15 protein-coding genes are annotated in these 12,869 nt (G+C 39.7%); all 15 read right to left on the bottom strand.

Features of this window, described 5'->3' with window-relative positions:
• Window positions 1-284: 284 nt before the first annotated feature.
• Window positions 285-1,406: a 6-bladed beta-propeller gene (locus M3090_RS06690; protein ID WP_249054725.1), complete on the bottom strand. Its 1,122-nt coding sequence runs from the start codon at window positions 1,404-1,406 to the stop codon at window positions 285-287.
• Window positions 1,407-1,448: 42 nt separating this feature from the next.
• Window positions 1,449-2,504 (bottom strand): hypothetical protein, encoded by a 1,056-nt coding sequence (locus M3090_RS06685; protein ID WP_249054724.1) that lies wholly within the window; start codon window positions 2,502-2,504, stop codon window positions 1,449-1,451.
• Window positions 2,505-2,541: 37 nt separating this feature from the next.
• Complete coding sequence (locus M3090_RS06680; RefSeq protein ID WP_249054723.1) at window positions 2,542-3,573, bottom strand: 6-bladed beta-propeller; 1,032 nt, start codon at window positions 3,571-3,573, stop codon at window positions 2,542-2,544.
• An 86-nt stretch (window positions 3,574-3,659) separates the two neighbouring features.
• Entirely contained in the window at window positions 3,660-4,547 is an 888-nt protein-coding gene (locus M3090_RS06675) for a DUF1573 domain-containing protein (protein WP_249054722.1), read from the bottom strand.
• Window positions 4,537-5,637 (bottom strand): 6-bladed beta-propeller, encoded by a 1,101-nt coding sequence (locus M3090_RS06670; protein WP_249054721.1) that lies wholly within the window; start codon window positions 5,635-5,637, stop codon window positions 4,537-4,539. The genes M3090_RS06675 and M3090_RS06670 overlap by 11 nt, the downstream gene beginning before the upstream one ends.
• Before the next feature lie 73 nt (window positions 5,638-5,710).
• Entirely contained in the window at window positions 5,711-5,962 is a 252-nt protein-coding gene (locus M3090_RS06665) for an NVEALA domain-containing protein (protein WP_249054719.1), read from the bottom strand.
• 112 nt (window positions 5,963-6,074) lie between these two features.
• The gene (locus M3090_RS06660; protein ID WP_249054717.1) at window positions 6,075-6,962 is read right to left on the bottom strand and encodes a DUF1573 domain-containing protein; all 888 of its coding nucleotides are present in this window, start codon (window positions 6,960-6,962) and stop codon (window positions 6,075-6,077) included.
• 34 nt (window positions 6,963-6,996) lie between these two features.
• Window positions 6,997-8,058 (bottom strand): BF3164 family lipoprotein, encoded by a 1,062-nt coding sequence (locus M3090_RS06655; RefSeq protein WP_249054716.1) that lies wholly within the window; start codon window positions 8,056-8,058, stop codon window positions 6,997-6,999.
• A gap of 78 nt (window positions 8,059-8,136) precedes the next feature.
• Entirely contained in the window at window positions 8,137-8,379 is a 243-nt protein-coding gene (locus M3090_RS06650; protein ID WP_249054714.1) for an NVEALA domain-containing protein, read from the bottom strand.
• A 20-nt stretch (window positions 8,380-8,399) separates the two neighbouring features.
• Window positions 8,400-8,639 (bottom strand): NVEALA domain-containing protein, encoded by a 240-nt coding sequence (locus tag M3090_RS06645; protein WP_249054713.1) that lies wholly within the window; start codon window positions 8,637-8,639, stop codon window positions 8,400-8,402.
• A 203-nt stretch (window positions 8,640-8,842) separates the two neighbouring features.
• Window positions 8,843-9,700: a DUF1573 domain-containing protein gene (locus M3090_RS06640; RefSeq protein ID WP_249054712.1), complete on the bottom strand. Its 858-nt coding sequence runs from the start codon at window positions 9,698-9,700 to the stop codon at window positions 8,843-8,845.
• A gap of 10 nt (window positions 9,701-9,710) precedes the next feature.
• Window positions 9,711-10,817, bottom strand: a complete 1,107-nt coding sequence (locus tag M3090_RS06635) for a 6-bladed beta-propeller (RefSeq protein WP_249054711.1) — start codon at window positions 10,815-10,817, stop codon at window positions 9,711-9,713.
• 184 nt (window positions 10,818-11,001) lie between these two features.
• A complete protein-coding gene (locus M3090_RS06630; protein ID WP_249054710.1) occupies window positions 11,002-11,229 on the bottom strand; it encodes an NVEALA domain-containing protein in 228 nt (75 codons plus the stop codon).
• A gap of 353 nt (window positions 11,230-11,582) precedes the next feature.
• The gene (locus M3090_RS06625; RefSeq protein WP_410553183.1) at window positions 11,583-12,641 is read right to left on the bottom strand and encodes a BF3164 family lipoprotein; all 1,059 of its coding nucleotides are present in this window, start codon (window positions 12,639-12,641) and stop codon (window positions 11,583-11,585) included.
• Window positions 12,610-12,849, bottom strand: a complete 240-nt coding sequence (locus M3090_RS06620) for an NVEALA domain-containing protein (protein WP_249054706.1) — start codon at window positions 12,847-12,849, stop codon at window positions 12,610-12,612. The genes M3090_RS06625 and M3090_RS06620 overlap by 32 nt, the downstream gene beginning before the upstream one ends.
• Window positions 12,850-12,869 lie beyond the last annotated feature (20 nt).

Below are 12,869 nucleotides of genomic sequence, written 5' to 3'. Positions count from 1 at the left end.
TTGTCATGTTGAGCGGAGCGAAGCGAAGTCGAAACATCTCCCTAATACCTCAGATCACATAGTGAGATTCTTCACTTCGTTCAGAATGACAGACTAATGAGAATTTAAACAAACTCTAAATTATACAACTAAATTTCCGCCCCTATCTATCCTTTCAACGGAAGGACAAGCACATTGCCCCATCAAAAAAATCACTATCTTTGCCGTTAACCTCCTTTTTTAAGGCTGATGGAGCACCCGGTGCTTACTTGCGCCAACAAATAAAACGGCCGGGTGTCTCCTTCTCAATTCAGCGTATAAAACACCAATACCGGCTTTTCCGCTTCCAGATGTTCCTCTACCTCTGAAGGAGCACGTTCAAAACCAGCCTTTACCAACTCCTGATAATACAAATAATTATCAAAATAGGCTATCACTTTCCCTCGATCAACTGCCTGCGGAGTAAGCAACCCCTTATAGGCATTTTCCAAATCGTTGGTATATAACTGTTGTGACTGAACATCATATACATAATCCAAAATCACACCATCTTCCGTAGAAGAAAAAAACATATAATCCTCACAAAACAAAGGGGTATTTACCAGATAGTTATATCCCCGTTGTTGTATCTCCTCCCAATCTGTTCTCTTTTCTAAGGGTATTTTACGGTCGAAATCCAAAGTTATCCGTCGGACAGAATCCTTTCCACAAAATAAGTATAAATCATCCGAAGCCATCGAAGTGAATACAATGCCTTGTCGGGTAGGTACAAAATAAGTCATCTTACCGATGAACTCATAATCATCTTTCTCATATTCAAACATCTGTTTCTCAATATTCAACAAACTGTCAGTGATGAATATCTTACAACGCTCCTGCTTCAAATTTGGCTCGCCCCCTTCTTTAAACGGAATGTAAGTAAATATCAGATTCTTGTCCGGAAGAATCTCTATATCCCACACGACAAAAGGCAAAACCCTTGTCTCCTGATATTTTCCTGTGGTACAATCATAAAGATTCAACCGATGTCGGTAATTGTCAATCACATAAATGGACTTATCATCCACTGCAAAACTTTTTATCTCCAAATATTCTTCCGGGCCATTCCCCTTCTGATTAACGACAAACTTTACGCTACCGGACTCATCAAAAGCCACGACTTTACTGGAACGAAAGTCACCAACATACATCAAACCATTTTTCACAACAATCTTATCTGCCTTAAATATAACAGACTCGTCCGTCATTTCCAAAGGCACAAAATCAATATCCCCGATGATATCCCGTAACGAAGTCTTTGCCTTGGCCAAGTCAATAGGCCAAGACTGTCCATCCTGTTGATCCAAAGAAGTTTGCTTTTCGCGACAAGCCGAACACCCCACAAGCAAAAATAAAATCATGCCGGCATAAAACACTTTTATTCCCATAATACTTATGCAAGTTACAATACAAGTCTTCATACAAAAAAATTATAATGACTCTGGCAGAGGGGCATAATAAGTTTGCATATCTTCTCCTTCAGACAAACCTACTGCATATAAATACCCTTGAGCAATACAACAATAAGAAATACTTTTATCCAATTGAATGACAGCCTGTACCTGTCCTTTCAAATCCGTTTTATATATTTTCGTTTTAGCCTTTCCGCTACGGATATTCGATTTAGTATCATCCCAACACAAAAAATAATAATGATCATCCGCAACCGCTGCAAAAGAAAAATAAACATGAGCGTCATCGCTTAGTGCCAAATTTCTATCCTTCAAAAACATCTTGGAATCATTATAATCATAATCCGGGAAATATATCCGATGTTGCAACTCACCTGACAAAGAAAGGATGTCTATTTGTTTCCTATTTTTATATGCCATTACAAGATTCTTATTATCAGACATATAATATGCATCATAAATCTGCATGGCATAACAAAAATCAGATGCATCCCTAACCGAAGATATCTTCTCAAAATAATTTTTCCCTATCAACTGAGCATTGTTTTTGTTATAAAATGACAACTGAAAATCTGAAGTTTGCTGTATAACCAACATACTATCAGTATTCTGAAGAATATAATTATATAAATACAAATCATCTGGGATTTCTGTACGAGGCAATTTCGACTTAGCAACACAAGCAAGTGCTGAATCTACATTCAATGTATATATTCCATGAATATCCCCTATCTGTATATCTCGTGAAGTACAGATAGTTTTTCCATTCGAAATAAAACGAGGATTTATAAAATCATCTGGTCCCTCGCCAATAGTTCCATATTTACCTAACAAATTACTTCCGCTGTAAATAGATAAAAATCCATCTCTATCTTTAGGATCAAAAATAACTAAAAAAGAATCAACAGCACAACAACCCTTAGGATATAAAGGCGAATTTTCTAAATCCATCTTATCCAAGCGTACTTCCAACGTTGGCACATCTTTTAAATCTATTGTCTCATGTTTACTATCCGAACAAGACAAAAAGCCCCCGATAGCCAACAGAAGCAATATACTACTTTTCTTCATCATAACATTAGTGTCCAAATATAAAAACACAAATAACTTATCATTTCAGCAAAAACAATGATAGTACTTCTCCTCCATCATCTTCCGTAGTTTCAGGAAACGGAGCTGAGTATGTACCAGCCAGCTTATCACCAACCTGCCATTGCGGGAAAAAAGGACATTCGGAATCTTCTGGCACGACTCCTACCTGTACGCCTTCCGGAGAAACAACCGTATAATAACGCTTTTGCGCATACAAAAAACTATACAAAGAGGTATCCCCCACTTGGAAGAAAGTACTCGGAACAACATATGGTTCTTCAAAAACATTCATCCGATTCAAATCTGCATCTGCCGGAATATTTTTTCCACCAAAATCAAAAACAAGATATTCCTCTGGTTGCTTCTTACTACAATTCCATTGATAAACGGTGCGGGAAAAAGGAAGATTAATGAAAATCTCATCCCGGCTGTTTTTCACAAACACTTTAGCCCCCGGAGAATAAGGCATCCCTCCGTTTCCTGGCAAAAAACTGTCACCAATTTTCCCTTCATTATCTACATAGACTATCCGTCCCAAATCTTCCGTAGGTGCAGCATTGTAACACAAAAAGCCATCGTCCGTCCTAACAAAATCCATACAAGGAAAAGTCAAGGAAACTTCCTTTACCCCTTGCAAGGCAGCATCGAAAGCAATGATAGACATCCCCGGTAGGTCCAGCAGATAAAGATATTGACCGTCAGAAGTCAACGCAACAGGTTGTATATATTCAAACGGGCCATTCCCACGACGGCAAATAGTGCTTTTCTGTTTCCCGCTCTCTGCATAAAACTGCGTAAGCGAGGCTGTAACTCCATCCAGCACATACAAGAAAGAATCAACGACACACATATCTTTAATTTGGCCGATATATCCCAACGAATCGGCATATAAAAGAATCGTACTTGCATCAGAAATAAAATCATTCATTTCCAACTCTTTATCTTGAAAATCTTCAACCTCAACCGTGATAGCCTCGATAGAAGTCTCTTGTTTCTGGACGCAGGATAGAAATGCCAGCAGCATAAACAAAAAAGAAATTTGCTTTTTCATCTCAAACAAACTATTTTACTCTAATAATAAAAATCATTTTCAATATCTTAATCAACGGAAGAACCACCTACTCCATTCTGAATCATTCACTTAACCGCATTGCCAGACACCCTGAGCTTGATGGGCGAATCCTCCACATTGCAATACACCGTCACCACCTTATTGAAGTACCCCGGACTATCCGCCTTGTACGTCACGCCTATCACGGCTTCCTTGCCCGGCAGCACCGGCTCTTGGGAATAATCCACCGTCAGGCAACCGCAGGAAGTGATGACATCCTGTATCACCAACGGCTTCTCGCCCGTGTTCTTCAACCTGAATGTACCCTGCCGCTCCTCTTGCCAGGAAAAATCACCAATAGAGAAAGCCGTTGCCTCTAAAGAAACAGAGGTCTGTACTTGCTTATCTCTAGAATTTATTTTTAAAGTTTCTTCACTCTGCATAATCTTAAAATACAAATCTTTAACATGAGGATTAAGCACAGGATTCCCCACTGCCAACACCTTATTATTCTTGTCTAAAAGAAAAGTATGGAAACGTGCATCATCCGGAAACTTATTCAAATGATTAACCAAATCCAATGTATCTATCACTATTGGAAAATAAACTGAAAACCTTTTCGCCAAAGCCTGTAATTCCTTTACCTTCTCAAGATTTCCCGGATAAAACACAAATAAAGGCATCACCTCACACTTCTTATCTTGAAAATCTTTTAAAAGAATATTCCATTCCTGAAATCTTAAATTACAACTAAGGCAACCTACCGAATCCACATAGTTCAAAATTCTGTATTCATAAGTGAACACATCCAACAAATATCTGCTTCCTTGAATCGTACACATAGAATCAGGAATAACAATCTCTTTCCCTTGCCAGTCTTGCAACAAAGAAACAAATAAGCCCTTCTGTTTTGATTGAGTACACGAAACAAGACACAGAAAAAGACAAATTATGATACACAATTTAGTTTTCATCCAACTTAAACTTTATCAATATTGGATTCGAGTCAATACCTTTTACAAAGTATTTCTTTACCTGTTCATACAATACATTATTGTCCGATATATATTCTGGAAACACCAACGCATACAAGAACTCTCCTTCCACTGCTACGATATTTATGCCCAAACTCATATCCGAAGGACCTGCTAACAATCGTTTCGTAAGCTTATTATAATAAACATCATAATAAGTCTGCGAAGGACCAACAACTTTGATATATAACAGTTGATCACTTGTCAAAACGGATGCTATCGATTTGAAATATTCCTCCTTCGCATCTATCTTAATAAAAGCCTTACCCGTTTGAGGCAAAAGCGAAGTCGGCAATTCCTCTCCCTCAAAATCTAAATGACAAGCAGCCTTCAATGAACCTTCTTCATAAAAATCTATAGTAAATATCCCATAATCAGCATTGACTACACAAGTATCGCCATTGAAAGAAAAACGGTCTGTAATAAGCTGGTAACTTTCGCGTTTTCTCAGACCTTTCATTTGCCCGCCAGAGCATCGGTAGATGGAATACTTACCATCCGGAGCAAACAACAGATAGTCATCGTCCGCCAATGGTGCAAACTGGTAATACTCGGCCAGATGTTCTTGCCCCAATTTCTTTTTCTCTAAAAAACGCCCATCTGCCGCGTCAAACACCAAGACACCCGTGGCATCCAACAACTCAATCCTTGCATGCGCTCCCCGGCCTAAATAAATATCGCGCAAGTCGGCACATTCATATCCTGCTCCACCTTGTCGCCCTATCGTAAACAAAAAATTGCCACCACGGTCGTACACATAAACACATTTCAACTGATGATCCCAAAACACTATGCGTGTGTCGTTCAACAGACATTTTCGGGCTATCGACAATAAAGAATCCTCATTATCACTCAAACAAACGATTTCCCCCAATTGCATACGAGCTGCCCAATCAACTGTTTGCAACGAATCTGCCTCCAAACGCAAAGACAAAACAGTTTCTCTACTTGCCGACTTATCGGAAGATACACAAGCTGAGAAATTTATCAAAACACAAAATAAAAAGAATACAATAGATTTGTAACCCATACTCAAAATTAAAATACTGAAAATAGAGATTAAATAGTTTTTTACAACTATTTAATCCCCGATTATATAAGATTTAACAATCACTCGGATAACATTCTTCAGAACCTCCTCGCGTACAAGTTATTTGGTTTTTGTATTCCTTTGGAGGAGGGCATTTAAATGTATGACTTGTGTACCCACCTAAAGATTCACCGGCAGCCAAAGCCTCAACATTCTCCATTCCCAACTCAGACAAAACTTCTTTTGTCTGATTCTGATAAGTCACAGTTCCTGCAACAGCCGCAACCACAGCAACTATTGCAATTTTCATGGTTTTCTTGTTCATACTACTATGTGTTTCTTTTTAAATTTATTAATCAGTTTTTCTCCGTATTTATCCTTTCAACGGAAGGACACCACATTCCCCATCAAAAAAATCTAGTTGTAAAAGAGAAAAATCATCCTTTTTCCAACGCATTGCCACTTACCCGGAGCCTTATCGGCGAATTTTCCGCATTGCAATACACCGTCACCACCTTATTGAAGTACCCCGGACTGTCTGCCTTATACGTCACGCGTAGTACAGCCTCCTTGCCCGGCATCACCGGCTCCTGTGAATAATCCACCGTCAGGCAACCGCAGGAAGTGACAATATCCTGTATCACCAACGGCTTCTCGCCCGTGTTCTTCAGTCTGAATGTACCCTGTCGCTCCTCTTGCCAGGAAAAATCACCCATAGACAAAGCCGTTGCCTCTAAAGAAACGCTGGTCACGACCTTTTTGCCTTCGCTATCATCTTGCAAGGTTTTGCCCTGTATGATTTTCAGGTAAAGTTCCTTCACAGCGGGATTCAGGACAGGGTTGCCGATAGCAAGCACCTTATTATCTTTATCCAAAAGATATGTATGGAAACGTGTATCTTCCGGAAATTTATTCAAACGATTTATCACATTTAATGTATCTATGATAATAGGAAAATCAGTCTTATTATTTTTTGCCAAAGTCCGTATTTCTCTTATCTTTGCTACATTTCCAGGATAGAATACAAACAAAGGTGTCACTTGGCAATTTTTATCTTGAAACTCTTTTGAAAGCATATTCCATTCCTGAAGTTTCAGATTGCAGCTAAGGCATCCTACAGAATCCACATAATTTAATATTCTATACCTATAAAGAGCAGTATCCACAAAATACCTATTCCCTTGAATTGTATACATAGAATCAGGAATGACAATTCTTTTTCCTTGCCATTCTTGCAACAAAGTAATAACCTGTTCTTTCTGCTCTGATTGACTACATGAAACTATGCTCAAAAAGAAACAAAGGACATATAATATAGCTCTCATTTTCACTTAAAAACGTTTCAATAAAAGGATATGATCATTCTTTTAAACTATATTGTACTATTTCTATTTCTCCTTTATTCACCAAAGCATACATATATGTATCATCGTCCGAAACACAGAAATTAGTTGCAGGAAAATCCAATTCAAATTTCCTCACAGGCTGTCCCTCCCAAGTCAATTGATAAACAGATGTCCCTTGGAAAGCTTTTAAGTTTTCCTCACGTGTTTTTTTCCCAGAATAAAGCAAATAAACATATTTTTCAGTTCCATAAACCGCCAAGAAACCTATTTTATTGTCCGCACTCATAGGAGCGGATATATAAGTTTCCGTCTGTTCTGCTCGGTATTCCGGATAATTACCAACCCATTCGTAAGTTTTCATCAATTCATTGCCAGATATAGAATATAACATAAACATAGGGGCACTCCGAACGGCATAAACAAATCTATCCAAAGACTTATTTGAAGAAAAACGTCCCTGATAAGCCATTCCGCGCAAACGGTTGGAAATTTTGCGTTCCCAATTGTCCGCACAGGGATATTCAAAGAAATAACGTGTCTCTAAAGAATCACATAGTTTAAACATCGCATTTTCATACAAACCAACGCCCAAATAATGTCCTGGCTTTGTCAAAAGCAACTGAAAGGTATTAATCGAATCCCTTGCCAATATCGGATAGGTAAGCTCCCTTTCGCCTTGTCTGATGCTGCACACATTCATTTCACGCAAAGCACTTCTATAATAATCATAAACCCCGATAGTTCCTTCAGTTGCTAAACGACAAAACGAATACACCTGCAAGAACTCATCAACTCCTTCGCCCTTTTGCCCAAAACGACAAACCCGATTCCTTTCTTTTAAATCAACCCATATGAACAGGCTATCGCCTATATTATCGAATATGACCAAAGAAGAATCTACATAATGTATCAAATACGGCTGTCCTAATATCAACTCCTCATCCAGCAAAGGCGTTGAAACCAATTCTTGCGATTCACCAAAAGATTCATCCCATTCAGGGAAGTTGTCTTTTGACGAACATGAAAACAAGAAAAACAAAATAAGTATTATATATAAAGATTTCTCATTCACCATAATAAATAGATTACATGTCAACTAAATGGAGAATGCTCAAAAATAAAACGATACATTTTGAGCACCTCCATTCTCAGTTTAAAAATATTGACGATAGCCCAATATAAAAAAGCCATTCGTATATACTATACAAAAACCATTGTTCCCCATACAAAAAGGCCCAACTTCAATTTCTGCATCAGCAAGAGCTTCAACATTAGCTAACTCAAACTCATTCAAATCAGTTTTATTTCTATAATTAAAATAAGTTAGACAAAAAGCTAATATCAATACCGTACAAAACAAAATCTTACGCTTTATATTCATAAAAATTGCCTTCATCGTGATCTTTATCTTAATTATTATGTATAATGATACATAGGATCCCCAAAGCAACCACCCCAACCAAAAAATTTGCAGATGTAAAGACTATTCTTGATACAACCACTACATTCATCGGTTGATTCCCCTGCTGCTAATGCTTCCACATTCTCCAAAGCCAGTTCAGACATACCGATTTCTTTTGTTTGATTCTGATAAGTAACAGTTCCTGCAACAGCCGCAACCACAGCAACCATTGCAATTCTCATTATTTTCTTCATGTTTCTATACAACTAAATTTTCGCCCGTATCTATCCTTTCAACGGACAGGCAACCACATTCCCGCTCAAAAAAAATCTCTATCTTTGTCGTTACCTCCTTTTTAAGGGTGATGGAGCACCCAGTGCTTACTTACTCCACCCAATAAACCAGCCGGGGGTCTCCTTCTATTCTTTCTTTTTTATTATGCCGCGAATTTAAGGTTTCATTCCGCATTCCCGCTCACCCGGAGCTTTATCGGCGAATTTTCCGCATTGCAATACACCGTCGCCGCCTTGTTGAAATACCCCGGATTGTCCGCCTTGTACGTCATGCGCAGCACGGCTTCCTTGCCCGGCTGCACCGGCTCTTGGGGATAATCCACCGTCAGGCAACCGCAAGAAGTGACGACATCCTGTATCACCAACGGCTTCTCGCCCGTGTTCTTCAACCTGAAAGTCGTCTGCTGCCCCTCTTGCCAGGGGAATTTACCCAACGAAAGGGCGGTGGTGTCGAGGGAAACGGTAGTCTGCACTTTCTTTTTGTCATCCTTGTCTTGCAAGGGCTTGCCTTGAATGATTTTCTGGTAGAGTTCTTTCACTTTCGGATTTAGGACAGGATTACCAATGGCAACAATTCTATGATCTTTAGACAAAAGATACGTATGAAACATATTTTCAGATGGGAGTTTATTTAACTTACAAAAAGAATTTTCTTCGTCAAAATATACAGGATCTTCATAGCGATCCCATTTCATAAAAGAAGCTATTCGATCTGTATAAGGTGATTGCAAAATAAGTAAACAACCTATTTTTTTATTTCCTGATTCGCGCAATTCCATCATTACTTCTTTCCACTTTCTAAAATTCAATTTACAATCAAAACAACCAGCTGAATCCAAATAAGAAACAACAGCATAATCCCATTCTATAAACATATCCTCATAATTTATAGAATCATTAACAGGAAACAAAATCTCTTTCCCCAACCATTCTTGCAAAGTTCCTTTTATATCAGCAGGTTTATTATAGCAAGCAAGCAAACAAAACAAACAAAAAATAAGCCCGCACAATACTTTCCTCATAATAAGAAATTTAATCAATAAAATGGATTTGTAGAGCCAAATATTCAGTTTGAACATGGTTATTGACAGAATCCGGATACTCTTCATTTGGTTCATCGATATATGAAACTAACTTTCCCTCTGAATAGCCGCAACCAAAACGATTATCCATCGGCAAAATCTCATCTCCAAGATAACATACATTCGTTTGATAATCTAAAATAAAAAAACGTGTTCGACGATGTTCCCATAAAATACCTATCACATAACATCGAGTTACACCTAATATTTTTTGTATCATCACATAATGGTCATAATCATCTAATTGCCTCTCAATATCCACTTTAGCACTAACTGGCACATTTTCATCACCAAAATCAAATCGTATAATTTTCTTCAAATCCCCTTTATGCGAAAACAACAACACATCATTGTCTACAGTCTGATTATAAGAAATATAGTCTTTGCTTTTTCCAAATAAATAATCTGAAATCCAAAAATTCGGATCAAAATTATTATATTTAACTCCAGATCTCAAGATTCCTTGTTCATTATGAACTAAAGCAATTTTATCTCCACTCCCATCACCTTTGTTCCAAGAAGACAAGCCATATAATATAGAATCTCGATTTATGGCATACAGCACGTCTGCCTCGAAAGACAATTTAAATTCTGAAACCACCTTCAAAGAGTTATCAAATACCAACAATTTATCCAAGGTTCCATCTATAACATAAATATTGCCTTCCGAATCCATATCAAAATCAGCTAAATTAATGTATTCCATTGGTCCCTGTCCCCGACTTCCTATCATGGAAATGAAATGTCCTGTCGAATCATAAGCAGCTAATGCACGCATCCGACTATCCATCAGGATAATCTTATTATTGGCAAAAGACACTTCCGCCTTATTTATGCATCCTATGGATTCTTTATCCATTTCATCCCGCAAAAGGATATACTCCACATGATTCCAACCAGGAAACTCATTCAAGTTCTTTTTCATTACAGAAGAAAAGTCAACCATAAACACTGGTACATTGAGATCATCTTTTTCTACTTCTGACTGACATGCTGATAAAAAAAGCAAACACAATAAAAGATGGTAACCAAAAACAGACTCAATCTTATAGTTCATACCCCCAATTAAATATCTCATGAATGAAACTGTATCAAAACAGTTTTTCATTATCATTTGACCTGCCATTCTGAACGTAGTAAAGAGTCCTCTGTTTGCTTTCGTTACCAGAAGATACTTCCCATACGTTCAGCATGACAGAATGATAATCAAATTTCTGTTTTTTAGGACAGTTCTAATTTTATTAATTACATCCTAATAAATCTCTGCAAGGCATGCCATTCTGACAACGACAAATACCATTCATATCTTTAGGACCAGTACAAGATACACCGCTCTCACCAGCTGCCAAAGCTTCAACATTCGCCAAAGCAAATTCAGACATTGCACTTCCTGTTTGAGTTTCATAAATACCATATCCCGCAACTGCCGCAACCACAGCAACCATTGCAATTCTCATTATTTTCTTCATGTTTCTTACAGTTTAAATTATACAACTAAATTTCCGCCCGTATCTATCCTTTCAACGGACAGGCAACCGCATTGCCCGCTCAAAAAAAATCGCTATCTTTGCCGTTAACCTCCTTTTTTAAGGGTGATGGAGCACCCGGTGATTACTTGCTCCAACAAATAAAACGGCCGGGTGTCTCCTTTTCATCTTGTTTCGCTCTATTTCATTTCATAACCTTAAAACTCTGTTTAACTTTCTTCTTTTTTCTGTCATCCCGCACAGTCGAGGGATCTCACTATGCGCCTGAGAAGTATTAGGGAGATGTTTCGACTACGCTCAACATGACAAAAAACGATTTTTAACAATCTTCAAATTTAAAAACTGTATTTCCATATCGGCTCATCCCTATTCACATCCGTAGCCACGAAATAACCCTTCTCCTCGTCCACGGAAATGCCATAGATGTAATGGTCTAGCTCATACTTCACCAACGGCTCGCCCTTCAGACTGAACACATACAGATACTTTCCACCGTCCGGCAAGGGCTTGCCCTGCTGTACTTCCCGCGCAATGTCCCGAAACGAATGCCCGTGAAACACCGCATAGATGGCACTGTCGCCCACCTGCACGTCGCTGAAGCCCATGATGCCTGTCGGGATGCCATAACCTTCCGCGATGCGGAACTCCGGCTCGCCCATCGGCCCCCGGCGCACCACGTGTGTAGAGTCCCGCAGGTTCCACACCTCCAGCACCTCGCCCAACTGGGTGACGGCAGCCAGCACGCCGTTGCGCGGATTATAGTCCACAAAACTGCGCCATACCTGCGCCAAGGCCGGACGGGCATTTGCCAACGCCTCCTCGTTGTCAGAAGGAATCGTCCCCACCCTGCGCAGCAGCCGCCCCTGCCGGTCTACCCAACAGAAACGCCCCTCGCCCGAATAGTCGGGAATCAAGAAAGTGCTGTCATCCACCTGCACAAAGTCCAAGGCACGGAGTATGCCTTCCTCCAGCTTCACCCGCTTCCGCTGCACCAGCGAATCGCCGCCAGCCGCCTCTTGCCAGAAAGTCAACTCGGACTTATTGGCATCCAGCAACTGCAAGCATCCATCACTCCAACGGACATTATCGCCCGAAAGCGTCTCTCCCGGCCCATTGCCCCGGCGGCCCAAGGAAGCCACGTAATGGAAATCCGGATAGCTGAACACCTGCACAAAATGATCCGGCCCATGCAAATCGAGCACAGCCGCCCGATTGCCCACTATCCGCACCCGAAAGGGGTAACGGAATACGGCGGTATCCAAAGGCAAGGCAGAAGCCTGCAAAGACTGTTCCTGCGGAAAATCCGTATAAAAAGAACGGTCGGGAACAGCAGCCTGCTGCGCGCAAGACGCCAGCAAGAGACTAATCAAACAGGCTATAATACTGACGCACACAAGCAACCTTTTCCTTATTTTTCGGACAATCTATTGACCCTACACCAGCACAAAATATCACATTTGCATCTTCCCCGGCAGCCAAGGCCTCCACATTCTCCAACATCAAGACATTCATCTCAACCGACTGGCGGTTCCCTAATAAACTACAGATTATCACCATGACCGACAACGCGGCCAAAATCAGCATCTTTACTTTTTTCTTCATTTCGTGTTTGACTTTTTGTA

The organism is Bacteroides sp. ET71 (assembly GCF_023336905.1).
Classification (GTDB): domain Bacteria; phylum Bacteroidota; class Bacteroidia; order Bacteroidales; family Bacteroidaceae; genus Bacteroides.
This window is presented reverse-complemented; position numbering and strand designations above follow the sequence as displayed.